Raw genomic sequence first — 21,563 nt, 5'->3', positions numbered from 1 at the left:
CCATGTCCTCTCTCGTCGGATTCATCCGTGAATTCAAGCGCCTGGGCCTGCCAGAAGACAGCGCGCTTGCGGACCTCTTCGAGCGCATCATGCAATCGTTGCTCGATGCGGAGGGTCCGCCGGCGGAGCCGATCGCGGGAATTTCCACCGCGGTTCAAACGGCGATCGCGCGCACTCCGAAGGGGCGCCCGATGTTTCTCTGTCACACTTGGGAAACCGGTTCCTGGACGTGTCTTCTCCTCGATCTGCCTCCGGTAGTCATGGGCCGGCCCGTGTTCCTTCCGAACCCGGCCGGTCGCGGACTGCCACGTGTCGTTACCGACTACCGCAGCCAGAAATTCCAGCGACGCATTGGCGCGGCGTGCCATGCGCTCGGTCTGCCGCCTCCGCCTGAGCCCTGCCGCGTGTGCTCGCGCCTGTCGCCCACTCGCGTATTCCTCGCGTGGGCGCCGATCGAAGTCGCGCCTCCAGCCCTGGTCGGCGACTTGGACAACTACGCGAAGAACGTGCTCGATGCGCTCCAGCGCGCCAGGATCGTTGTCAATGACCGCACGATCGCCGCGATCGCATTCTCTCGCGCCGATCTGCCGGCGCCGGCGCAAACGCTCGATCAGCATCTGCTCGCGGATCTGTTGAAGGTTCGCGCCGAACACCCGAAGCTGAACCGTCGGGCGCTCGCGAAGAAAGCCGGGCTGAGCCAGCGCACCGTGAAACGCCTCCTCAAGGTCGCAGAGGAAGAGGCGGCGCGGCCGAAGGCCTCCGCCGATGAACAGGCGCCCGCCTCTCCTTCCGAGCCCGTTCAAAGCGCGGCGGTCACTCCGATCGCTCCGCGGAGACAATCCCGCAAACCGCGTCCTCGTCGGCGTCCACGCCAGGCGGTCCGCGGCCCCATCCTGATTCCCGCAGCCACGTCACCGATGCCGGCGATCGCGCCCGCTGCTCCCGATCAATCCCCTGTGCCGCCTGCATCGAATTAGCCCCATGCGCTCTAGCCCATCTTCCACGCAACCCAACAAAGACGCCGCGAAGCTTCGCGCCGAAATCCTCCGTCGATTCGTCTTCGTCACGCCGGCGAGCGGTCGCTGGCGTGTTGGGGGCGTCGGCCGCCGCGCCAACGAAATCGGCGAAGAAGTCGCGATCGTTGGTCTCAAGCACGCGAGCAGTCATGAGGTGGTTTTGCGCTTTCCCGACGGGAAGCTCGACAGTTTCAGTCCTATCGACCTCTTCCCGGCGTCGGCTTCGCCTTGCTAGACTTGTCTTTTTTGCGTCACTGTTGCGTTGACTCTCGCTTTCTACGGCCCAGACTCGGCGCATGGGAAAAGGAACTGGTATCCAATGGACCGACGACACCGACAACGTGATCGTCGTTAAGGGCGGTGGTTGGTGGTGCCGCAAACTCTCCGAAGGCTGCTTCGGCTGCTTTGCCGCCGAGCTGAACCAAAACCTCTTCTACGGCGGGAATCGACTCGCCTACTCCGGCCCACCTCCGCCTCTCGTGCTGCGCACGGATCTTCTCGACGGCTGGAGCCGTCAGACCCGCCCGCGCCTGCATTTCGTTGCGAGCATGACCGACGTGTTCGGCGATTGGGTCGATCGCAAGTGGCAGCTCGCGATGTTCGACGCGATGACTGCGGCCCCAAAGCAAATCTTCCAGGTCCTCACCAAGCGGCCGGGAATCTTCGCTGACGCAGCCATTGAATGGTGCGCGCTCCGCGGCCGTGATTCCCTCCCTGACAACATTTGGCCGGGCACAAGCGTGGAGAATCAGAAACGCGCCGACGAACGCCGTGAGGCGTTCCGCCGCATCCCTGCCCGCTACAAGTTCGTCAGCTATGAACCCGCGCTCGATCGTGTTCAGTGGGACGGCTGGGAGTTCGTCAGCCAAATCATCAGCGGCGGCGAAAGTGGTAAACGCGCCCGCCCCTCTCATCAGGCGTGGCACCGCGAGACGCGCGATTGGTGCGCCAAGCATCACGTCGCGTTTTTCTTCAAACAGTGGGGCGAGTTTCTTCCCGAAGACCAGGTGGACGCGGAAGGACAAAAGTCGTGTGCGTCCAACTGGACTTCCCGCGTTCACACCTGGGAAGATGAATCCCACTCGACACGCATCGGAAAACACCAGGCCGGCGGGATGCTCGACGGCCGTGCACATCTCGATTTTCCCGCGTTCGATCATCCGGCACTGAGCAAGCGACCGAAGGTTGCCGCATGATCGAGCCCGGCAAAGTAGATCAGCGATCGCACGGGCGCTACGGACGCCGCGGGCTTCCAGCAGATGTCGTTGATCGCATGTATCGCGATTATCAGCGGCTGAAGTCTCTTTCAAAGACAGCGGCTATCTACGGGCGCACGCGCCAAGCGATGTGGGAAATTCTCAAGACAAGAAACCTCCAACTTCGCACGCGCCGGTTTCGAGAGAAGATCGTCCACAATGGGGAAGCCTACACGCTCCATAAGGGCTATCTTCGCCGCACACGTGGCGATCGCATGCCTCTTCACCACGTCATCTGGACTGAGGCGAACGGGCCGATCCCAGACGGCTGCAATCTCTACTTCAAAGACGGAGATAATCAAAACTGTCGCCTCTCGAACATCGTCTGCGCACCGATCGCCGATGTCACCCGAGCCACGGCGACCGGAGATAATCAGTTCACGAAGGCTCGCCAGGCGGCGGCCGTCGCCGAGCTGGACGGTGTGTTGCGAGGCATGGCAGCCAACAAAGCCCGCAGGCACTTCGATCTCTGCATTGATGCCAGCGACCTTGCTCAAGCTGGCCGCATCGCCGTCGCCAACGCAGCACGTCGGTTCGCTCGCGAGAAGCTTACCGGCCCGTGGCGGCCCTATGTCATCGCCGCCGCGCGGAACGCGATGGCGAGCTGGGTCAGAAAACACGGCCGCAATGTGCGAACGCCAGCTAACAAATTCTTCACCGCCGGCGTTTCCGAAATCTCCATTCAGGCCCCCGTCACTGCCGACAGTGACAGTTCCACTTTTGAGGAACTTTTCCTCGGACAGGACGAAACGACCACCGGCAGCGTCGATCGCACCGCGATGTTCCAGACGCTCGCCAAGCGCATGAAGCGGCTCCCCGCCGGGGACCGTGCGCTGCTGCATGCCTACTATTTCAAAGAACAAACGCTCCACCAGATCGCGGTCGGCTTGGGTGTCACACGGCAGGCCATCCATCTTCGGATGAAGCGGATTATCGCAACGCTCCGCCGCAGTCGGAACCTAAAGCGAGTGAAGCGTGAGGTTGCCGCATGATTACGAAGCTCGATCGCGCCGTCATCCGCTACCTGCGCGTCCTCGGCAGGCCGAAACCGCCGCACAAGGACGAGCGCGCATGGATGCAGCTCATGGACGAACTCGATCGCGACGCGCTTCGCCGTGCTCGATGCGATCGTGAGAAAGGCACGTTACAGCCGACTCAAGGGGCAGGCGCAAACTGGCCGGAAGCTGTGGCGCACGAAGTCTAATCTGCATCGCCCGCCCGTTTAATTGCTACCGTTGACTTGTCTCCGCTATGTCATTTGCGCATTGACCCTCGCTTTCTGGCCCGGCACCCTGCCGCGGTCAGGTAAACCAAAATCCAAACAACAAACCCACCCGCCACATGGCTTCATTCAACAAACTCGTCCTCGTCGGGAATCTCACCGGAGATCCCGAACTTCGCTACACCCCGCAGGGGAAAGCCGTCGCATCGTTCCGCCTCGCCGTGAACGACCCCTACGACGAAAACGAAACGGTCTTCATCGAGATCGAGGTATGGGAAAAGCGCGCCGAGAACTGCGCCAAATACCTCAAGAAGGGCTCGCCCGCCCTGGTCGAAGGTCGCCTCCGCATGAACACCTGGGAGGATAAGACGACCAAGGAAAAGCGCAGCAAGCTCTTCTGCACGGCTATCGACGTGCAGTTCCTCGGCCGCAAGCCCGAGGGCGCCGACTCCGGCGCCAGCGAAGAGCCGCCGCCCGCACCGCCGGCCCCCGCTGCGCCGAAATCCACCCGGAAGCGCTAATCTCGATCGCTTCTCACCATGCCCGCATCCGACCTCGCAGGCCTTTCAAACGAAGAGCTGCTTCGTCGCATCGACGCGTGCATGTCCGAACTCTCCACGCTGCGCCAGGCAGTGGCGCAGCGTGGTGTTGCCGGCGAGGCCTCCAGCGCCGCCGGCAATACCGACCATTACGCCGACCTCGACACGATCCGCTCGATCGTTGCGCTTCACTTCCGAGTGCCCGAGGCGGAAATCTGCGTCGCCAATTCACGCCCTGGCTCGCGTGCTGGCCGTTTATCTGAGCCAAGGAAGCTCCTTTATTTCCTCGCCCTCGAATTCACGCGCCATTCGCAGCAAGAGATCGGCCGCTACGTCGATCGCACACATGGCGCGGTAAGTTCAGGCGCCTCCAGCGTCAGGGACCACATCGACACATGCGCTGAGTATCGCGCAGTGGTCGCCAGCCTTCGGCGCCAGGTCTCCACCGCTCTCACCGCACTTCACGATCGTTCCGATGAAAACCTCCCGCTCCCATTTCACTCCCACGCCCGAGCAGGCTGAAGGCGTCGCCATCAGCACCAAGCTCGGCCCCGGCGAACTACTGCTCTACAACGCCTACGCCGGTTCCGGTAAGACTTCGACGCTCGAACTCATTTCCGATGCGGTCTCGCGCGACTGGCGCGTGCTCTATATCTGCTACAACGCCGATATGGCGCGGGAAGCCGCCGGCAGGTTGCCGAAGAATGTCACGAGCAAGACCGCTCACAGCCTCGCCTACGGAGCGATGATCCCGAAGAACCCGACGTGGAAGACACGCCTTGGCAACCTTCGTGCACGAGACCTCCAAACGCTTTTGCGGATCAGCTCATCTGACGAGGCGCAAGCGGTGGTCGATGTCTTCAACTACTTCCTCTGCCTTCCGCTCGATTCCGGCAGCGTGGCGAGTCCCGTCGATGCGTTCACATCGCAACTCGTCATCGACGCCGGCTGGGGAATGCTCGCGCCCCTAGAGAAAGCTTCTGTGATTCGGGGCTGCATCGCGCTCTATCGCTCGATCTTCGAGGGAGTCGGCCCGGCCGTAGCGGTCCCACACGACGCATACCTCTGGGCTTACATTTACTCGGCGCCCGTTGTGCCTTTCGACCTGGTGCTCGTGGACGAGTCCCAGGACCTCAATCCCCTGCTGCTGCGGTTCGTTGAACTCCAGCTCGCCGCTGGCAAGCGCGTCGTGATGGTTGGCGATCGCCACCAAGCCATCTACGCCTTTCGCCGAGCGACCAATGCGCTGGAGAAAATGGCCGATCGAGCGAACTACAGTCTCACCCTCACGCAATCGTTCCGATTTCCTCAACTCGTGGCGAATCAGGCTTCGCGCTTGCTCAACGATTTCAAAGGCGACCCGGTTAAGCTGATCGGCCGCGGCAAAGGAACGAAGTCGCCGAGCGAAGCCACGACGACGTGCTTCATCGCGCGAACCAATGCCGCCTTGGTGGACAAGGCGGCGTCGCTCCTCAATCAGCGGCGCACGCGGTTCCACTTCGCGGCCACCCGCGAACAGGATGGTTTCAAGCCCACAGGCCCCTACAAGTTTTCGGAGATTCGTGACGTGTATTCCCTCTGGACCGGACGCAGTGGCAACGTGCGCACTCCTTGGCTGCGGCAATTCGCTTCCTACGGTGCGCTGCTCGACTACGCCAATCCGCCCGAATCCGAGAACGGCAAGGGCGGCGATGCCGAATTGAAGTCGATGACTGCGCTCATCGACAGATACAGCACGGCCGTGCCGCACATCCTCAGCGAGATCGAGGCGGCGTGCACGGGCCCTGATGAAGCCCACGATCGCGCTCTCTAGCGCGCACCGATCGAAGGGCAAGGAGTGGGACTTCACCCAACTCTCCGACGATTTCCTTCCGCTCGACAACTCGGAGAAGCTGGCGAAGTTCCGCTCTTCTGTAACGCCTGCGGAATTCTCCGAGTCGGTGAACCTGCTCTATGTCGCCGCCACGCGATGCCGCCTGCGCTCCACGCTGCCGAGCAACTGCCAAAACTATTTCAATCCGCCGGCGGGCAACGTTCCGTCGTCTCTCGCCTCTGGTCGTCGCTGATGGAAAGCGAACAGTCCATTCATGATCTGCCCGAACTGCCCTCAAGCGAGGCCTACGCGCTCACGGCCGGTTGCCATGCGGCTCGCGCCGGGATGAGTCACAAGACGAACCCGTATCCTTTTGAGGGCGCCACCTGGCTATTGCACCTCCGCTGGTTCGATGGCTGGGTCAACACGCACTTTGCCAGAGACCTCTACGCGCTCAATGAATACGAGCGCAGCCTGGCGCCGGCCGCGGATCGAGATCGCCCGACGCCGGCCGAAACGCTCTAATCGCCCCTTCCCCATGCCTCAACCGTTGCCCTCCAAACAGAAAATCTACGACGCCCGATTGGTGATCGCGGACTGGATGCGGCTACCTCACGGGATTCGGAAACGGGGCATGCCCAAGGCCGTTCGTGAAGCCTACCGCATACAGGGCATCTGGCTCTCGCACGAGATGCCCCCCGAAGTGAAGCGAAACGGAGGCCTGCGCGCCGCCAAGTCGGCCGTGAATCTTGCCAGGAAGGCTCAGGCCTCCACGGAGCGCAGCGCCAAGACACGTCTCGCCACATTCCCCCGTGAGATCCTGCCGACCAACGCCAAGCTGCTGGTCCGCTTCAACCGAAATACCGAGGGACGCACCTGGACGCAGGTTGTCCTCGAACATGATGGCTACCGCTACCGCGTTTCTGCGGCCGTAGCGCAGCGCAGGACCGCGGCCCCCCTCGGACCCTGGGAAGACATTCCGAAACGCGTTTTAGGCCCGTTGCCGTCGTTCCTGCGCCGTTTCCTGCATCACATGGGAGCGTCGTCAGCGACACGTCGCTGAGCGCCAAAAGAGAAGCCCGGCGCACCTGTTGGCGCGGCCGGGCCGGAGACGAGACCCACTGATGATGGAGATCGCCCCCGCCGGCGATCTTCGCTGCACCCGTTACCCCCTCAAGCCGGAAAGCCGGCTAGTTGTTCTTGATGATGTAGTGGACAGGCGCGTTCTGCTCTTTCGTGCCATCCTTCTTCACCTTGCCGGCGCTCTCGCCCTGGGCTGTCACCGTAGGCGGCGTAATCACGCCATTGAAGATTTGGGTAACATCCGGCGCCGGGAGATAGAGACTGTTGCCTGCTTGCGAGGCCTTCACGGTGATCTGGCCCGCACCGGTCACGGTCAGATTCTTGCCCGAGATCGTAGCGGGGCCGCTGACGACAACCAGCGTTACCGGGAGACCGCTGGTTGCGTCTGCCGTCAACGTGTAAGGCGCAGACCGCATTTCGAGATCGCCGGGGTTCGGGAAGGTGATCGTTTGGGCCAATTTGGAGGCGAAGGTCGCAGTCACCACATGGTCAGTGTCCATGAGGATCGAGCCGGCCGTTGCAGCCCCGGTGTAGTCGCCACTCCACCCCACGAAATAGTGAGTGGAGTCCGGCGTCGCACTGAAGCTCGCCATGTCGTTAATCGAATACGAACCGCCTCCGGTCACTGATCCGCCGGCGTTCATGTTCACGGTGAGAACCGCCATCGGCGGTCCGAATGTCGCGGTCACGGCCTTGTTGCTGTCCATCAGCAACGCCGCGGGATTGGCGTTGCCCGACATCGCCCCGCTCCAACTCTTGAACACTTGGCCATTTGTTCCTGCGGCCGTGAGAGTCGCCGTCGCACCTTGGGAATAGGTGCCGGCGCCGGTGACATTCCCCGATCCGACCACCGTCACAGTCAGCGTGACGGGAGGCGGGCTAACCACCACCGACGCCGATTGAGTCGCCGTCCCGCCTGGTCCCGTCGCGGTCACGGTGTAAACGTGGGTGCCGGCGGGCAACCCGCTGACCGCCTGCGAGCCGCTGGCCGCAGTGGAGGTGAGGCTTGTTCCGCTCACCGTTACGCTCGTCGCATTCGTTGTGCTCCACACAACGGTGATGTTGTGCGGCGCGGTGCCGGTCGCCGGCGCCGCGCTGATCGTCGCGGTCGGAATGTTCGAGCCGTCGCCTTGCAGCGCGTAGTAGAGGGGGGTCGCCGCCGAATCGTTGCTCACCACTTGGAGCACGCCTGTTCGCGTGCCCGTGGTGGCCGGAGAGAATGTCAGCACAACGTTTGTGGTGCTGCTCGCGGCCGTCGTTGCCGACGAAGCAGCAGAGGTAAATTCTGCGGCCACTGTGTCGCCGGCGGCCGTCAAGGTCGTGACGTTCAGGACAGAGTTGCCGGTATTTCCGATCGCGAGTGTTCGTGTGCTGCTCCCGCCAGGGGCCGCGGCGGGAAATACGATTGTGCCTGAGCTGTTGACGACGGTGACGGAGGCGGAGGCGGTGTTGGAAGCGGAATAGTTGGTGTCGGCCGGAGACTGCACCGTGACGGTGTAGGTGCCGGCCGTCGGGAAGGACACCGCCTTGGTCGAGCCCGAGCCGGAGGCGCCCGAGCTGCCGCCCCAGGTGTAGCCGGCGCTGCTCTGCGCCCCGGAGGCGGTGAACGTGACCGAGCCGCCGGCGACGACCGTGCTCGATGTCGGCGAGATCGAGACGGTCTGCCCGGCCTGCGTGATCGTCGCCGAGGCCGTGGAGGTCGCCGTCGCACCGGCCGAGTTCGTGGCCGTCAACGTCCACGAGTAGGTGCCGGGCGCCAGGCTGCCCAGCGTGCTCGATCCACTCGGCACGCTCACTGCCTGCGCTCCGGTGAAGCCAGGACCGCTCACCGTCGCGCTCGTCGCGTTCGTCGTGCTCCAGTTCAGCGTCACGTTGCCAGGATACGCACCGCTGTTGATCGTGCGGCTCAGCGTCGCCGTCGGCGCCGCCACCACTGTCACCGTCGCACTCGCCGTGTTCGAGGCCGTGTAGTTGGTATCAGCCCCCGCATAAACAGTGACCGAGTATGTGCCAGGCGTGGCAAACGCGACCGCCTTGCTGCTTCCAGATCCAGATGCGCTTCCACCCCAAGTGTAACCTACGCTGCTGAGTCCACCGGAAGCCGTGAAGGTGACAGACCCGCCCGCCGTCACCGTGGCCGTCGTTGGAGACACGGCAACTGATGTCTGCGGAGCTTGAGCGATAGTTTGTGAGACCGTGGACGTTGCTGCTGTCCCTGCGGCATTGGTGGCCGTCAGGGTCCAAGTGTAGGAACCGGCATTCAGATTTGTGAGCGAAACACCAGTCCCTGATGTCGGCGAATTCGTGATGGTCCCGCTCGTCGGCGCGCTCTGCGAGATCGCGGCCGATGTCGAGTTGGCAAATGACGGCGTGAGCGTCACGCTGCCGGGATACGTCCCGCTCGCGACAGTCTTGGCGAGGCTAGCCGTCGGCGCCGCAACTACTGTGATCGTTGCGGTCGCGGTGTTGGACCCGTTGTAGTTCGTGTTGCCGGAATCAACGACCGTGACGGTGAACGTGCCGGCGGTAGAGAAAACAACCGCCTTGGATGATCCGCTACCGCTGGCGCCGGCGGAGCCGCCCCAGGTGTAACTCGTGTTCCCTCCACTTGCGGTGAAGGTGATGGTTCCCCCAACCGTGATCGTCTGGCTGGATGGTGAGATGGAAACAGTCTGGTTGGCTTTCGCCACCGTGACCGTCGCGGTCTGGAAAGATGAGGTCGCGCCAGTCGAGTCCGCACCGCGCGATCGGAAATAGAAGATACCGGCAGAAGGCGGATTCCAGGTGACGGTGAGCGTGTTGCTCGATGTGTTCGCACCATCCCACCGCGTTGCGCTGGAAGTCGTGCCGTTCCACGTCGTCCCGCCAGCAACCCAGCTCGCATTATCCGTCGAGTAGTCGATTGCGTGGGAAGTCAGATTCGCGTCCGCATCCGTCGTCGTGCTCGTGATCGTCGCAGATCCGCCCCATGTCATCGACGCGGGCGAAGCGCTGAGCGTCGTTGAGGGGACGGTGTTCGAGACCGTGAACGTAGCATCGACAGAGGTTGAGTTGTAGTTCCCGTCACCCGGGTAGGTCGCCCGGACGGTGTAGCTGCCAGGATAGAGCACTGTGCCGACACCGACCGCCCCGCTGGAGGGGGCCGCGCCGGTGCCGGCGGCAGCGACGATGGTATAGGAGACGGCTCCCGTGGGAGTCGCGACAGAGCTGGAATAGGGATTGGCGAAAGACGCGTTGAGGTCTGCGGCGGTCAGCGATCGACTGGATGAGTAAGCCTTGCCAGCGAAGGTCGCCGACGGGGTGGCCTTCGTCACGGTTACGGACGCATAGCCAACACAGTTGTTATTCCAGTTGTTGGTGTCAGAGGACGCCCAAACAATCCCGTCGTTCGCATTGGAGTGAAAAGTGACAGACCCAACCCATGTCGGTAGGAAAGTGATGCTGCGACTGCTGCTTCCGCCTGAGACCACGCCGCTCGTGTAGGACGCGGCTGTGATATACGGTGTCGTAGGATGGTTGCCCCACCCCGTGCTGTGATCCGTCATGGTCCCGCGATTCCAGTCGGTTCCATCCTGGCGCAAGACGAGGAGACCGTGGAATGCCAAATTCGCATCGGCATCTGTCGCTGTCGAAAACGCTGTTACGCTCTGACCAAATGCGATCGTGCCGGCACTAACGGCCGTGTTTACGATCGGGTAGCGATCCGTAGGATAGTAGTTGCCCGATTGTATCCAAGTCGAACTTGCCCCCATCGCATCGTATGCGGCGGCGCGGTAGGTGTAGTAATTGTTTGGTTGGATACCAACGGAGAACGTCGTTGCCGGCGAGACACTGCTGGATGTCGAGCCGAAGGAAGTGTCAGTGTAAGCCTCCCACGCGCCTCCATTGGTGCTTCGCTGAACCACAATGCGCGTGAGATTGCCATCGGGGTCAGATGCCTGCGCTCTGGCATAGTGGGTGCCGCCGTAGTAGAATGTGCCGGGGATGTCATACCACGAGATGGACGGCGCGGAATTCGGCGGCGCAACGATGCTCACATACGCATACTTCGCGGGAGGCGTTCCCCAAGTATCCCATGAACCGCCCCAGTCGATCGCTCCGCCGTTGTAATCCACATCGCCGGCGGCTCCGCCGCGAAACGCAGGCTTGGCGCGGAGAACCACAGTGCTGCCTGTGCCGCCAGCCGTGATGTTGTAGGTCTGCGATCGGTTGGCCCCAACGTTCACATCGGAGCTACCCCAGTTCCACGACGCACCTCCGTCCGTAGAATACTGCACATGCCAAAAGCCGATCTGCTCAGAATCGTAGCCGTCGGTCGCCGCACTCGCCGTGATCGAGACATTTGAACCGGCATACGCGGTGCCTGGCGCTGAAATACTCAGGCTGCGCGACTTCGCGTAGAAGGAAATCACTGGGGTATCCACGTAGCGGCTGCCACTAGCCAGCAAACTGCCGTAGATCGTCCAATATCCCGCGCTTGGCGGTGTCCAATTAGCGGCCCCGTTCCAACTCGCTGCGTTCATCACCGCGGTTGCGCTGTGCCAACCCCAATACTGGGTGTGGAGAACAACGCTTTGCCCAGTGCTGTTGTTGTAGGCCCAAATCTGGCCGCCATCAGATTCCCCATAGATCACCAACCCGCCGTTGCTGCCCGAAACGACCTGAGTGCTGCCCGCGACCAAGGCACCACCATTGCCGACATTCCACGTTCCATAGGTGTAGGCCTCCGCAAAAGCTCGACTGCTCAGCACGAGGCCGAACAACGCGAGGCCGACGATACGGGCTATGTTGAAATGTCGCATGTCTTGGCTGCGATGGACGATTATTTCTTCGCCTTCGGTTCCTGTGCGTTCGTTACCGTGGCATTGCCTGCCGTCTGCTCGCGTAGATGACGGCGGTAATCGACGACTTTCTGCACGTCGTCGCGACGATCCGGCGCGCGTTGCGCCGCAAGATCCACGACGCGCTTTTCCAGCGCGGCAAGGGCCTCATTGAGGCGCTTCACCGCATCCTGCAACTCGGGGGCCTTGTAAGCTTCGCGGATAAACTTCTCGGCTTCACGATAGCGCTCTAGGGGGAGCCCGTTCGGCATCACGAAGCTTTCGCTTACAACCGGGGCAAGTTGCTGACCTTTCCCCAAGGGGGCCGGCGCCGGGGTAGCCGGCGCTTTCGTCGGCTCCGCGGAGAAAAGCGAGCACGCAGCGGCGGCCGTGATAATGTAGAGAAGTATTTTTTTCATGATGCGTAGTGATCGAAATTAGAACCACGAGATGCCGATGCGCGGAGCCAGGCCGGTGCCGGTGAGCGAACACGTTGCCGTGTTGGAACTGGCGGTGACGGTGAGCGTGCCGGTGTTGCTCCCGATCGCCGCGTTCGGGCCGAAGGTAAGCGTGAGCGTGACACTCGCACCTGGCGTCAGGGTGTAGGGCAGCGAAAGGCTGCTCGAAGCATACTTTCCGCTGACGCCAATCGCGGTGACTGTCACCGTCGAGTTGCCTGGATTGGACAGCGTAACCGTTCTGGTCGCGGTTGTCGGTGTGCCGGCAAGCGTGTCGCGATATACGCTCCCGAAATCCAGACTCGAAACCGAAAGCGTCACGTTGCCAGTCGGGTTGACGACGGTGACGGAGGCGGAGGCGGTGTTGGAAGCGGAATAGTTGGTGTCGGCCGGAGACTGCACCGTGACGGTGTAGGTGCCGGCCGTCGGGAAGGACACCGCCTTGGTCGAGCCCGAGCCGGAGGCGCCCGAGCTGCCGCCCCAGGTGTAGCCGGCGCTGCTCTGCGCCCCGGAGGCGGTGAACGTGACCGAGCCGCCGGCGACGACCGTGCTCGATGTCGGCGAGATCGAGACGGTCTGCCCGGCCTGCGTGATCGTCGCCGAGGCCGTGGAGGTCGCCGTCGCACCGGCCGAGTTCGTGGCCGTCAACGTCCACGAGTAGGTGCCGGGCGCCAGGCTGCCCAGCGTGCTCGATCCACTCGGCACGCTCACTGCCTGCGCTCCGGTGAAGCCAGGACCGCTCACCGTCGCGCTCGTCGCGTTCGTCGTGCTCCAGTTCAGCGTCACGTTGCCAGGATACGCACCGCTGTTGATCGTGCGGCTCAGCGTCGCCGTCGGCGCCGCCACCACTGTCACCGTCGCACTCGCCGTGTTCGAGGCCGTGTATGCGCCGCCGGCAGGCGAATAGACTGTCACCGTAACAGTGCCCACGGAGTTGAAAGTGACCGCTTTGGTCGAACCCGAGCCGGAGGCGCCGGAGCTACCACCCCACACATAACCGTTCTGTCCGCCCGATGCGGTGAAAGTGACCGCCGCCCCGACCGTCACCGTCTGGCTAACAGGAGAGATTGAAACGCTCTGCCCCTGCAATTGGGTGCCGGTAGCCGGCTGGCTCAGCGTTTGGTAGGTGTTATACGTCGAGACGTTCCGCTTGCCCCCGAGGTTGGACACTTCGCCCTGCTCCCAGTCACGCTGTTGATTCTTAGTTTGCGTGAAGCTCTGGCCGTAGGGAACCGTGCTCGGATCAGGCGACCACGAGGAGGTGTCATACCAGTCTCGCGTCATGATATTGTAGGGCGTCCAAGTCACCTGCGTCCCCGTCGCGGATTGGTAGATAGTCTGGTTGGTATAGTAAACGGTCTGGTATCGTTTCTGCGTCGGGTCCGTGCTCAAATACTCGCCACGCTCCCAGTCGCGTTGCTGATTCTTGCTTTGCGTGAAGCTCTGGCCGTAGGGAACCGTGCTCGGATCAGGCGACCACGAGGAGGTGTCATACCAGTCTCGCGTCATCACATCGTAGGGAACCCAAGTCGCCGATGATGTGATCGTCACATATTGATTCAGGCCCCAAGAATTGCCGTTACCATCGTCCAACACCCATGCGTATCCGATAAGATAGCGCCCCGGTGCAACGCCGTCTGTGTTGATGAAGAATTCCCAATCGAGCGTTTCCGCATCAACGTGGGATACAACCGTCGCCCAACTCACATACGTGACCACTCCGGCGCCGACACCGTTGTTTTTTCCGACTTGATTGAATCCCAAGCTTTGAGTGCCGGTGTTCTGCTGGAAGGAATAATCCCACTCTTCAACAACGGCAAAGGCGTCCATAAAGGACGCCAGGAAGCCAAGCAGCAGTATCGTGCAACGGAGTATCTTCATCGGCACGGATTACTTCGCCACCGCGGCGACCTGCACGCCGGGTTGCGGATTGTTAAGCGCCGGGTAGGCGACAATCTCGAATTTCTTGCTGCCGTATTTCTTTTTGCCGATGTCGGCCAAGATCGACAGCATATCAATCTCCTCGCCCTCGGGAATGGGACGACTGAGCGTGCCCGAGAACGGCGAGTAAACGTAGAGCCGCCCCGAATAGACGAACATCGCGCAGGGTTGCTCGCCTTCGTCGGTCGAGTAGCCAAAGGCCATCGGCAGACGGTCCTTCGCCATGCGGGCAATGAGGTTGCCGACGACATTGAGCGCACGGGCCTTCGTCATCTCGCCTTCGATGTCGAGGACGCGAGTGCCGCGCTCGTAGGCAACCATGATCTGCTTCGTCACGAATTCCTGGAGCTTTTTCTCGAAACGATAGGGCGCGCGAAGAAGCGCCATATCATTCCCGAGCGAGAAACCGCCGTTGTAGCCGTCGTAGCCGAAGACGCGCTTGCCGTCGGAGAGAACCGCAACGGCATGCTTACCCTGCTCGGTCACGGTGACATTGGCCCTGATTTCGGGGCGAACGGCGCGCACCGTGTCAACGAAGAGAACAGCACGCGGAACACAGCCGCGGGGAAGGTCGCCGACATCGAGGGCCGGCACGGTGGAGAGATCGGCAAACGCAGGTGTTTGCTCGGAAGTATTCGTTGCAGCCATGCCCCGATTCACGGCGACAAGCGCGAGCGAGGCGATGGCAAACAGGGCGGTCTTCATGGCGGAGCGGAAGGAGGTTTCGGTAGAGTGCATAATGACACTATTGAGACAAGTCCACTCGGTTCACAAGTCTTATTTTTAGCTTTTTAGATTTTTAGCTTCTTAGCTTTGCTAAATACCTAGTTTGCTAGTTTTCTATTTTTTGCGTTTCGTGCCCGCCCGCGCCTGCTGCTCGGCGGCCATCCGCAGCAGAACATCGGCATGGCACGCCACCCCAGGAGGGCAAAAGCACGCCAGGCTCTTCCCGAAAAGCGGAGACAAGTCCCACCCCTCCTGTCGAATCTTTGCCTCGAACAGCTCGACCGCGCGGCCGTTATCCAAGACGGCCGCCGGATTCCGTGGATCTGGATCGCCGACCCGAAACGGGTTTCCCCATCGCCCAGGGCGCGCCACCTTCACGCACTCAGGCGGCATGCGCCAGCCCCGCGACCGGCGCAGCTGAACCCGAACCGGCAGCCCGCCATTACAGGTTTCTAGCTTTTTAGCTTTTATCGACTCGCCCTCTGCCGTGTTCTCGATCGCCTCGGCTGAGATGTAGCAATAGGACGCCGCCCGCCGGAGCGGGCTATACGCCCGGCTCCCCTTCGGGAGAAACTGGCCCGTGATGCGACACCAACCATCCTTGCGCGTCTTAACGCCGGCGAAGGCCTGCGGCTCTTTGTGGATCGCTCTGCTTCGGACAACCACCAAGCCGACGCCAAGGCGTCGCACGAGCACACCCGGGACAGGATCGAATGGGCAAGCGAGGCTCATTTAGCTTTCTGGCTTTTTAGCTTTTTAGCTTCTCTCCACCGGCGGGATGATACGCCGGCAAAAATCCCACAGCGCCAAGACGAGCACAAGCCCGACCCCGCCGACACGCCACCATTGCCGCTCACTGAGCGCGCAGCCGACGTAGAACGCTGCGAGCACCGAGGATAGGGCCGCGCGCGCGAGCGCCACGCGGTTCATTGGATCTGAAAGGTCCTGGCGGGGGTGTTTCATGGGTTTAGTTTTTTAGCTTGCTAGTCTTTTAGCTTTTTAGCTTCTTAGCAGCAAGATGAAAACCGTTCTCGTGGCCCAGAGCAAAGGCGGCGTCGGCAAATCCACCTTGGTTTGCCTCCAGGCGATGGCGCTCAATCACTGCGGCGTTGCCGTCGCAGTGTGCGACCTCGACATGCAAGGCACCACCAGCTCCTGGCTGACCGAACAGCTCCCCAAGCTGCCCAACATCGAAATTCTGCCGCAGCCCGACACGAAGCCGAGCCGCCCCGCAGCCCTCCTCCTGATCGACACCGCAGGGCGCGGCGACTTCGCCGCGATCATGGATACCATGCCAGCCGCCGACCTCTACCTTGTCCCCGCAACCCCCGCGATTGAGGACATCCGCATTGCCGGCAAAACAGTGGCTCTGCTCAAGCAGCATCGGCCCCAAGCCGTGATCCGCCTGATCTGGAACCGCATTCGCGAGGGGCACAGCGACAGCGACGAGACGTATCTCCAAGCCTTCACCGAGCAAATCGGAGTGCCGGCGCTCCGCAACCGCATCCACGAGAGCAAGCCCTACCGCGACGCCCGCTTCCCGCCACCGACCGGCGGGTGGGCGAGGGCAACCACGAGCAAGTATGCCAAGGAGCTGCCGGCCGTCGCGACCGAGATTCTGTCATTGCTTGTTTAGGTTTCTAGGTTTTTAGTTTTTTAGCTTCCTAGCAATATGGCCGTAGATGCACACTGGATCAAAATCGGTAGCGTGAAGATCCCGCTGCCGAAGGTGCAGCGCGCTACTTGGCTCCGCATTATCCGTCGCGGACTGCTCCCGATCGCCGCCGCGTGGGCTATCTACCTGGTGCCAATGCCGCCCAGTTTAAGCCTAGTCCGCGCCGGCCTGATCTTGGCCACCGGCATTTACTTTCTCAATTCACTCCGAGGCTTCGTCAACGACCTCAACCAATACACCGCCCATGTCCGCAGCAGCACATCCCCCAAAAAGCCCGTCGGTAACGGTGACGCGAAAGCCCAAGCAGCCGCGCTGGGCGCACGCTTGCTTGCCACAACCATTGCAGCGCATACCGCGCCCGCGGCGGCCCCAGCTTCCGATGCTCCGCCGGCCGCGCCGGCCCCGAAGCCCAAGTCCTCGCCTCCGCCCAGCCCCAAGAAGGCGCACCCGCCTGCCGCTCCCGCACCCGCCGCACCCTCGGCGGCGGGCGAGAAGCGCACTCCACGCAATCCCCCCAACCAACTCATGGCCCAGGGCGACCCGCCGAAGAAGGTCTGCTATAACGTCGATCCCGCTCTGTCGAAACACCTCCTCAGCTTCAAATTCGGCCTCAACATGCAGGGCGTGAACCGCAAGGTGAACGACACGATGGTGTCGCTCTTCGCGCTCTCGCAGCTTCCCGCCGGCGAAAATGGGTCGGGCGTGACGCCCGAACTCGCCGAGGCATACCGGCAGTTTGTCAACGAACGCTTCCCCAAGGAGGGTGCGGCTGAGAGTTGACAATCATCCGCTTAAAGTCCTCGCCATCATCAGTTACAGTGTCCGCCGTGTTCACAGAATCCCCTCAAACTCCCACAGGTAAGCGTGACCGGTCACGCCGCCACACGGGCCAGTTGAGCGCCACATTGCGAAAGCAAAGGCAGCGGGCACGGCAGAAGAAGGACGGTTTCGTCCGCCTCGAAATCTTGGTGAGTGACACGGTGGCCAAGAACTTGGTCGCGACGGCCACGCTGACTGGTGGCACGACGAAGGAAGAGGCTGCATTCCTCGTGACAGCCACCGCCGCGCGTGATCTGCGGGAAATGGACGCACTGGCCAAGAAAGCCGGGGAACTATGGCTCCGCGCCGAGCCATATCTGGCCGTCGCCTCCTACCTCGTTGCACCAGGCGCATCATTCCGCTGTAAAGACCGCGTGCTTACCCATGCCGAATGGCAACCGATCCAGACCGAGTTGTTCGCGATTCGGGACGGCCTCGCCGCGCGGCGGCGCTGGGATAAGCGCCGGATCGAGGACTTTTTCCGCCAAGCGGCAGCTCGCCTAAAGCCGCCGACTGCCGTAAAAAGCTAATTTCCTATTTTCCTATTTTTCACCCAATCCAACCATGACGCTATCCACTGCCGAAATTCACGTCCGCGCCTGCGTGCGCGGCATCCTTCCCGAGGCAGAGGCCGAAAAGCTGCTCGCTGATGAAGCGTGGCTCGATGCCGAAGTCTCCAACGTGCTGGCGGCCGTCACGGACGCCCAGGGCGAGAACGCTCACGATCTGGCGGGGCAGGAGAGGGGCTTGGCCGCTTACAACGAAGACTTGCGCGCCAGGATCGGCGCCGGCGCTCGATGAGCGGGGACACCAGCGATTCGCCTGCGCAATACTGCACGATCCGGCCCGAGTTTCGGGACGCCGGCGAGCCGTATGCCGTTTACCTCGTGGTAGAGGACAACGGCGATCGTCTGCGGATTCAGCCCGTCGAGTGGGCTCACGGGATGATCGTCCCGATCGAGACCGTGGGCCGCGACATGATCGACCTGGTGAAACTGGATGATGTGGGTTCACGCTCGGTCCCAGACATGCCTCCACTCCCTCAGAAACCAGCCGCCAGCGAAGCCAGGACGAGAAACCGATGAAGACCTCCGAGATGACCTTCGCGGAATGGCTGCGCGCGCTCGATCGGCGCGGCAGCACCGAAGACCCGATCTATTGCGATGGTCGCGAGACCACCCCGACGGAGCTTGCCCACCGGTTCGACTCGCTCGAACGAATCGCCGGTGTTCGCATCCAATACTTCGGCGGAACGCCTCTGCATCTGATCGCCGGAACCGCCGGCGGCATGCTCCGCGAGCGAGCGCGCACGGTTCGGATTTGCGCTTAGTAAGCCTCTACCCCCCTTTTATGGGGGGTTTCTATTGACTTAGCGGGCGTGGCCTCCGAAGCTCGGGGCACATGCTAAACGCAGCCATGTATGCCGCGTTGCGGAAACTAGAGCGTCATCCGGTTCTCCGCAAAAAAGACATCCACAAACTCTTCCCTGAAGAGTCGGAGAAGACGTTGGTGAAATCGCTCTCGCGCATGACGACCGCGGGCCTGCTCACTCGCGTGGCCCGCGATCTCTACATCAACACACTGGCGCCGCGAAATCCGCATCTCCTCGAAGAAATCGCCCGTGCCGCGAGACCGGGATGCTTCATGTATGTGAGCCTTGAATCTGCTCTCTCAGAACACGGGCGTATTTCGCAGGTGCCGCTGGTCCTGACGGTGATGACAGACGGCAGCGCCGGCGTCGTGAGAACCACGCTCGGCACGATCGAGTTCACCCACACGAAGCGGACGGCCGCAGAAATGCTCGCTCGGTCAGTCCACGTTGACGGCCGTCCGCTCCGCGTGGCCACGCCAGGAGCCGCCGAACAGGACCTGCGCCGCGTCGGGCGGAACGTCAACATGCTCCTAGACCAGGAAGACTAGCCACCAGCGACAACTCCGATTCCCATGACCAAATCCCAAAGTTTCCAACACCTGGTGTCCGCAGCTATGCAAGAGTCGCAGGGCGGAGCATTGCTCCGCCCTGTGATCGAGAAAGAACTTCTCCATCATTTCATCCTGCAAGCGCTCGATGAAGCCGGCTATCTGCGCAAAGCCGTCTTCCAAGGAGGAACGTGCTTGCGGCTGTGCCACGGCGCCGAGCGATTCAGCGAAGACCTCGACTTCGCGTGCGGCCGTGGATTCGACACCGCGGACATGGCCGGCATCACCGATTGCCTCTCGCGTAAGATTGGCGACCGTTTTGGGCTGCCGCTCACTTTCCGCGAACCGAAGCTCGCGGCCGATCGCGGCCCCCAAAGCGTGCCCGTCGCCACATGGACCGTGATCGTTCAGACGGCGCCAGAAAACCGGTCGCTGCCAAGCCAGCGGATCAAGATCGAGTTCGCCGCGGTGCCTGCGCACACACGCGAACTCACGCCGTTGCGCACGCCGTATCGGACCATGCAGGGCATGGCCGACATTCTGATCCCCACGGAGTCGCTGACGGAGATTCTGGCAGACAAAGCGCTCGCGCTCCCGCTCTCGCTTACAAACGAGGACGGCACCAAGGCGGCACTCAACTCCCACCGAATCCGCCACCGTGACATCTGGGACATCGCGTGGCTCCTACGCCGCAACGCAGCGCTCAGTCCCGAGCTGGTGATGAGAAAGGCACAGGACTACGCCGTGCCGGCGGAGACGCTGGCGGAGCGCTATGCAGCGGCCGTAACGCAGGTGCCCCACGTGGTCCGAAGCCCCGAATACCTCGCGCAGATGCGGCGCTTTATCGAGCCCGCCACGCTCGATCGCACGCTACTGCGCACCGATTATCTCGACTACCTCAGCCGTGAAATCACGGGCGTTCTCAACGCGGTCAGCACGAAGCTGGATACCGCGAATCCTGAAAAGAGACGGACCGCGCGCCGAGAATCGGCATCAATGCCGCCCCTTCCGCGTGCGCCGAGCAAGTCGGCCGCGGCCAAAAAGACGAAGCCCCGCTAAACGGTAACGCTTCCCAATGGATCAAAAGAACTCCGCCATTACCGAGGCGATGATCGAGGAGATCATCGCCAGGCACTTCAACTCTTTGCCGGAAGGGCAGGCAATGCAGCAGTGTCCCGTTTACGAGCGCCGTGTGGATGTCTTGGCGCTCTCCGGCGCTGAACTCTGGGCGATCGAAGCGAAGCTCAGTGACTGGCGACGAGCAGTGCAGCAAGCGTTCATCAATCTGCCTGCATCAGACCGATCCTTCATCGCGATCTGGGAACCGAACGTCGGCCGCGTGGATCTCGCGGTCCTCGATCACTACAGCGTCGGACTAATCAGCGTCGGCACGTCGCCGGCGACGTGCGCGATCGTGCACATGCCATCTGAGAGTCCGCACCGGAACAGCATCATGATCGACCGGCTGAAGGCGCGATTCGCAACCGAGGGGGCAAAGCTACGGGACGCCGGCAAGCTTGCCGGCGCGCCCTCCGCGAAGCCCCCGCTCTTCATTCCGTTGAAGCGTGCTTTTTTCGATGCCTTCGAGAGGGGGGCCAAAACCACGGAATACCGCATCTATGGTCCGCGGTGGAATGAATCAACCTGCCCGGTGGGCCGGCCTGTGGTCCTGTCGCTGGGCTACGGCAAAGCGCATCGACTGCACGGGACAATCCGCAGCTTCACACGCATGAAGAGGCCAGAGAAGCTGCCTGGCTGGATCGAGTGCTACGGCGCCGGCGAGGGCCGCGTCGCCGCGTGCATCGAGATCAACGTGAGCCGCGAGCCTTTGGGGCATCCGCTCTGACGATCGGTAATGGTGCCGCGGGCGCCTGCTGAACTTGCCCAAGGCCTTTAAGCGGCTTCCACGTTTCGCGCCGCCCGTAGAGCCGGGTGATCGTCTCGCGATCGGATTCAAGCGCGGTGTCGAAGGCGATCGCTTGGGATCGCCCGTCCACCTCGCGCAGCCACGGATCAACAACAAACCGGCCATCAACCAGCGCGAAATCGTGCCCGCCACAATCTCGCGCTACTTCTGAGCCGGGGTTCTCGCTCTCGAAGAAACCAACTACTGCAACTCGCTCCGCACCCAAAACCTTCCGCACGTGCTCTGCGTAAGCCGTGCATTCGCACGCGCTACGCCCGGAGTCGGTGAAAATGCCACCGTTGTCGCTCTCAACGATCGGCCACGGGAATTTCTCAAACTGCCGCTGGAGTGATTCCTTCGTCACGCCGA

26 protein-coding genes are annotated in these 21,563 nt (G+C 62.1%); 19 read left to right on the top strand and 7 right to left on the bottom strand.

Going from position 1 to position 21,563, the window contains the following annotated elements:
* Positions 1–2 precede the first annotated feature (2 nt).
* The 11 genes from ACMYLB_RS00585 to ACMYLB_RS00535 all read left to right on the top strand — a co-directional run bounded on the left by ACMYLB_RS00585 (position 3) and on the right by ACMYLB_RS00535 (position 6,909).
* Complete coding sequence (locus tag ACMYLB_RS00585) at positions 3–977, top strand: hypothetical protein (RefSeq protein ID WP_415907034.1); 975 nt, start codon at positions 3–5, stop codon at positions 975–977.
* 4 nt (positions 978–981) lie between these two features.
* The gene (locus ACMYLB_RS00580) at positions 982–1,251 is read left to right on the top strand and encodes a hypothetical protein (RefSeq protein ID WP_415907033.1); all 270 of its coding nucleotides are present in this window, start codon (positions 982–984) and stop codon (positions 1,249–1,251) included.
* A gap of 61 nt (positions 1,252–1,312) precedes the next feature.
* Positions 1,313–2,212, top strand: a complete 900-nt coding sequence (locus tag ACMYLB_RS00575) for a DUF5131 family protein (RefSeq protein ID WP_415907032.1) — start codon at positions 1,313–1,315, stop codon at positions 2,210–2,212.
* Positions 2,209–3,264 (top strand): sigma-70 family RNA polymerase sigma factor, encoded by a 1,056-nt coding sequence (locus ACMYLB_RS00570; RefSeq protein WP_415907031.1) that lies wholly within the window; start codon positions 2,209–2,211, stop codon positions 3,262–3,264. Before ACMYLB_RS00575 ends, ACMYLB_RS00570 begins: the two co-directional genes overlap by 4 nt.
* Entirely contained in the window at positions 3,261–3,476 is a 216-nt protein-coding gene (locus ACMYLB_RS00565; RefSeq protein ID WP_415907030.1) for a hypothetical protein, read from the top strand. Before ACMYLB_RS00570 ends, ACMYLB_RS00565 begins: the two co-directional genes overlap by 4 nt.
* Before the next feature lie 137 nt (positions 3,477–3,613).
* Positions 3,614–4,015 (top strand): single-stranded DNA-binding protein, encoded by a 402-nt coding sequence (locus ACMYLB_RS00560; RefSeq protein WP_415907029.1) that lies wholly within the window; start codon positions 3,614–3,616, stop codon positions 4,013–4,015.
* 18 nt (positions 4,016–4,033) lie between these two features.
* On the top strand, positions 4,034–4,555 hold the full coding sequence (locus tag ACMYLB_RS00555) for a helix-turn-helix domain-containing protein (protein ID WP_415907028.1): 522 nt from the start codon (positions 4,034–4,036) through the stop codon (positions 4,553–4,555).
* Positions 4,509–5,846, top strand: coding sequence for a UvrD-helicase domain-containing protein (locus ACMYLB_RS00550; protein WP_415907027.1), 1,338 nt, complete (start codon positions 4,509–4,511; stop codon positions 5,844–5,846). Before ACMYLB_RS00555 ends, ACMYLB_RS00550 begins: the two co-directional genes overlap by 47 nt.
* Positions 5,821–6,099, top strand: coding sequence for a hypothetical protein (locus ACMYLB_RS00545; RefSeq protein ID WP_415907026.1), 279 nt, complete (start codon positions 5,821–5,823; stop codon positions 6,097–6,099). The genes ACMYLB_RS00550 and ACMYLB_RS00545 overlap by 26 nt, the downstream gene beginning before the upstream one ends.
* Entirely contained in the window at positions 6,099–6,371 is a 273-nt protein-coding gene (locus ACMYLB_RS00540; protein WP_415907025.1) for a hypothetical protein, read from the top strand. The genes ACMYLB_RS00545 and ACMYLB_RS00540 overlap by 1 nt, the downstream gene beginning before the upstream one ends.
* A gap of 13 nt (positions 6,372–6,384) precedes the next feature.
* Positions 6,385–6,909, top strand: a complete 525-nt coding sequence (locus ACMYLB_RS00535; protein ID WP_415907024.1) for a hypothetical protein — start codon at positions 6,385–6,387, stop codon at positions 6,907–6,909.
* A 127-nt stretch (positions 6,910–7,036) separates the two neighbouring features.
* Here ACMYLB_RS00535 and ACMYLB_RS00530 read toward each other — a convergent pair whose 3' ends face one another.
* The 6 genes from ACMYLB_RS00530 to ACMYLB_RS00505 all read right to left on the bottom strand — a co-directional run bounded on the left by ACMYLB_RS00530 (position 7,037) and on the right by ACMYLB_RS00505 (position 15,837).
* Positions 7,037–11,731: a beta strand repeat-containing protein gene (locus ACMYLB_RS00530; RefSeq protein ID WP_415907023.1), complete on the bottom strand. Its 4,695-nt coding sequence runs from the start codon at positions 11,729–11,731 to the stop codon at positions 7,037–7,039.
* 20 nt (positions 11,732–11,751) lie between these two features.
* Positions 11,752–12,168 (bottom strand): hypothetical protein, encoded by a 417-nt coding sequence (locus ACMYLB_RS00525; RefSeq protein ID WP_415907022.1) that lies wholly within the window; start codon positions 12,166–12,168, stop codon positions 11,752–11,754.
* Positions 12,169–12,186: 18 nt separating this feature from the next.
* Entirely contained in the window at positions 12,187–13,758 is a 1,572-nt protein-coding gene (locus ACMYLB_RS00520; protein ID WP_415907021.1) for a hypothetical protein, read from the bottom strand.
* A 339-nt stretch (positions 13,759–14,097) separates the two neighbouring features.
* Positions 14,098–14,853, bottom strand: coding sequence for a hypothetical protein (locus tag ACMYLB_RS00515; RefSeq protein WP_415907020.1), 756 nt, complete (start codon positions 14,851–14,853; stop codon positions 14,098–14,100).
* Positions 14,854–14,988: 135 nt separating this feature from the next.
* Entirely contained in the window at positions 14,989–15,267 is a 279-nt protein-coding gene (locus ACMYLB_RS00510; protein WP_415907124.1) for a DUF4326 domain-containing protein, read from the bottom strand.
* A 363-nt stretch (positions 15,268–15,630) separates the two neighbouring features.
* Positions 15,631–15,837 carry a hypothetical protein gene (locus ACMYLB_RS00505; RefSeq protein WP_415907019.1) on the bottom strand — a complete coding sequence of 69 codons (207 nt, stop codon included), beginning with the start codon at positions 15,835–15,837 and terminating at the stop codon, positions 15,631–15,633.
* 55 nt (positions 15,838–15,892) lie between these two features.
* Here ACMYLB_RS00505 and ACMYLB_RS00500 point away from each other — a divergent pair, with 55 nt between their 5' ends.
* The 8 genes from ACMYLB_RS00500 (at position 15,893) to ACMYLB_RS00465 (ending at position 21,134) form a co-directional block, all read left to right on the top strand.
* Positions 15,893–16,510, top strand: a complete 618-nt coding sequence (locus ACMYLB_RS00500; RefSeq protein WP_415907018.1) for a ParA family protein — start codon at positions 15,893–15,895, stop codon at positions 16,508–16,510.
* A gap of 72 nt (positions 16,511–16,582) precedes the next feature.
* Complete coding sequence (locus tag ACMYLB_RS00495; RefSeq protein WP_415907017.1) at positions 16,583–17,329, top strand: hypothetical protein; 747 nt, start codon at positions 16,583–16,585, stop codon at positions 17,327–17,329.
* A 38-nt stretch (positions 17,330–17,367) separates the two neighbouring features.
* Entirely contained in the window at positions 17,368–17,898 is a 531-nt protein-coding gene (locus ACMYLB_RS00490) for a hypothetical protein (protein ID WP_415907016.1), read from the top strand.
* 34 nt (positions 17,899–17,932) lie between these two features.
* Positions 17,933–18,169 (top strand): hypothetical protein, encoded by a 237-nt coding sequence (locus ACMYLB_RS00485; protein ID WP_415907015.1) that lies wholly within the window; start codon positions 17,933–17,935, stop codon positions 18,167–18,169.
* 280 nt (positions 18,170–18,449) lie between these two features.
* The gene (locus ACMYLB_RS00480; RefSeq protein ID WP_415907014.1) at positions 18,450–18,698 is read left to right on the top strand and encodes a hypothetical protein; all 249 of its coding nucleotides are present in this window, start codon (positions 18,450–18,452) and stop codon (positions 18,696–18,698) included.
* A gap of 86 nt (positions 18,699–18,784) precedes the next feature.
* On the top strand, positions 18,785–19,288 hold the full coding sequence (gene abiEi / locus ACMYLB_RS00475) for a type IV toxin-antitoxin system AbiEi family antitoxin (RefSeq protein WP_415907013.1): 504 nt from the start codon (positions 18,785–18,787) through the stop codon (positions 19,286–19,288).
* A gap of 102 nt (positions 19,289–19,390) precedes the next feature.
* Positions 19,391–20,347 carry a nucleotidyl transferase AbiEii/AbiGii toxin family protein gene (locus ACMYLB_RS00470; protein ID WP_415907012.1) on the top strand — a complete coding sequence of 319 codons (957 nt, stop codon included), beginning with the start codon at positions 19,391–19,393 and terminating at the stop codon, positions 20,345–20,347.
* Between the two features lie 16 nt (positions 20,348–20,363).
* Positions 20,364–21,134 (top strand): hypothetical protein, encoded by a 771-nt coding sequence (locus tag ACMYLB_RS00465; protein WP_415907011.1) that lies wholly within the window; start codon positions 20,364–20,366, stop codon positions 21,132–21,134.
* On the opposite strand, the gene ACMYLB_RS00460 is transcribed toward ACMYLB_RS00465, so the two are convergent.
* Positions 21,097–21,558: a hypothetical protein gene (locus ACMYLB_RS00460; protein ID WP_415907010.1), complete on the bottom strand. Its 462-nt coding sequence runs from the start codon at positions 21,556–21,558 to the stop codon at positions 21,097–21,099. The genes ACMYLB_RS00465 and ACMYLB_RS00460 overlap by 38 nt on opposite strands.
* Positions 21,559–21,563 lie beyond the last annotated feature (5 nt).

The sequence above is a fragment of the Oleiharenicola sp. Vm1 genome, from assembly GCF_047777955.1.
Lineage (GTDB): Bacteria > Verrucomicrobiota > Verrucomicrobiia > Opitutales > Opitutaceae > Didemnitutus.
Note: the sequence above shows the minus strand (reverse complement) of the source record. Positions and strands in the feature narration are given on the sequence as shown.

Bases quoted from the DNA above. Each gene is read 5' to 3' on its own strand.
- ACMYLB_RS00545 (WP_415907026.1), top strand. From the start codon at position 5,821: ATGAAGCCCACGATCGCGCTCTCTAGCGCGCACCGATCGAAGGGCAAG.
- ACMYLB_RS00540 (WP_415907025.1), top strand. From the start codon at position 6,099: ATGGAAAGCGAACAGTCCATTCATGATCTGCCCGAACTGCCCTCAAGC.
- ACMYLB_RS00580 (WP_415907033.1), top strand. From the start codon at position 982: ATGCGCTCTAGCCCATCTTCCACGCAACCCAACAAAGACGCCGCGAAG.
- ACMYLB_RS00480 (WP_415907014.1), top strand. From the start codon at position 18,450: ATGAAGACCTCCGAGATGACCTTCGCGGAATGGCTGCGCGCGCTCGAT.
- ACMYLB_RS00515 (WP_415907020.1), bottom strand. From the start codon at position 14,853: ATGAAGACCGCCCTGTTTGCCATCGCCTCGCTCGCGCTTGTCGCCGTG.
- ACMYLB_RS00575 (WP_415907032.1), top strand. From the start codon at position 1,313: ATGGGAAAAGGAACTGGTATCCAATGGACCGACGACACCGACAACGTG.
- ACMYLB_RS00585 (WP_415907034.1), top strand. From the start codon at position 3: ATGTCCTCTCTCGTCGGATTCATCCGTGAATTCAAGCGCCTGGGCCTG.
- ACMYLB_RS00560 (WP_415907029.1), top strand. From the start codon at position 3,614: ATGGCTTCATTCAACAAACTCGTCCTCGTCGGGAATCTCACCGGAGAT.
- ACMYLB_RS00485 (WP_415907015.1), top strand. From the start codon at position 17,933: ATGACGCTATCCACTGCCGAAATTCACGTCCGCGCCTGCGTGCGCGGC.
- ACMYLB_RS00550 (WP_415907027.1), top strand. From the start codon at position 4,509: ATGAAAACCTCCCGCTCCCATTTCACTCCCACGCCCGAGCAGGCTGAA.
- ACMYLB_RS00565 (WP_415907030.1), top strand. From the start codon at position 3,261: ATGATTACGAAGCTCGATCGCGCCGTCATCCGCTACCTGCGCGTCCTC.
- ACMYLB_RS00555 (WP_415907028.1), top strand. From the start codon at position 4,034: ATGCCCGCATCCGACCTCGCAGGCCTTTCAAACGAAGAGCTGCTTCGT.
- ACMYLB_RS00505 (WP_415907019.1), bottom strand. From the start codon at position 15,837: ATGAAACACCCCCGCCAGGACCTTTCAGATCCAATGAACCGCGTGGCG.
- ACMYLB_RS00525 (WP_415907022.1), bottom strand. From the start codon at position 12,168: ATGAAAAAAATACTTCTCTACATTATCACGGCCGCCGCTGCGTGCTCG.
- ACMYLB_RS00530 (WP_415907023.1), bottom strand. From the start codon at position 11,731: ATGCGACATTTCAACATAGCCCGTATCGTCGGCCTCGCGTTGTTCGGC.
- abiEi (WP_415907013.1), top strand. From the start codon at position 18,785: ATGTATGCCGCGTTGCGGAAACTAGAGCGTCATCCGGTTCTCCGCAAA.
- ACMYLB_RS00570 (WP_415907031.1), top strand. From the start codon at position 2,209: ATGATCGAGCCCGGCAAAGTAGATCAGCGATCGCACGGGCGCTACGGA.
- ACMYLB_RS00535 (WP_415907024.1), top strand. From the start codon at position 6,385: ATGCCTCAACCGTTGCCCTCCAAACAGAAAATCTACGACGCCCGATTG.
- ACMYLB_RS00510 (WP_415907124.1), bottom strand. From the start codon at position 15,267: ATGCCGCCTGAGTGCGTGAAGGTGGCGCGCCCTGGGCGATGGGGAAAC.
- ACMYLB_RS00500 (WP_415907018.1), top strand. From the start codon at position 15,893: ATGAAAACCGTTCTCGTGGCCCAGAGCAAAGGCGGCGTCGGCAAATCC.
- ACMYLB_RS00465 (WP_415907011.1), top strand. From the start codon at position 20,364: ATGGATCAAAAGAACTCCGCCATTACCGAGGCGATGATCGAGGAGATC.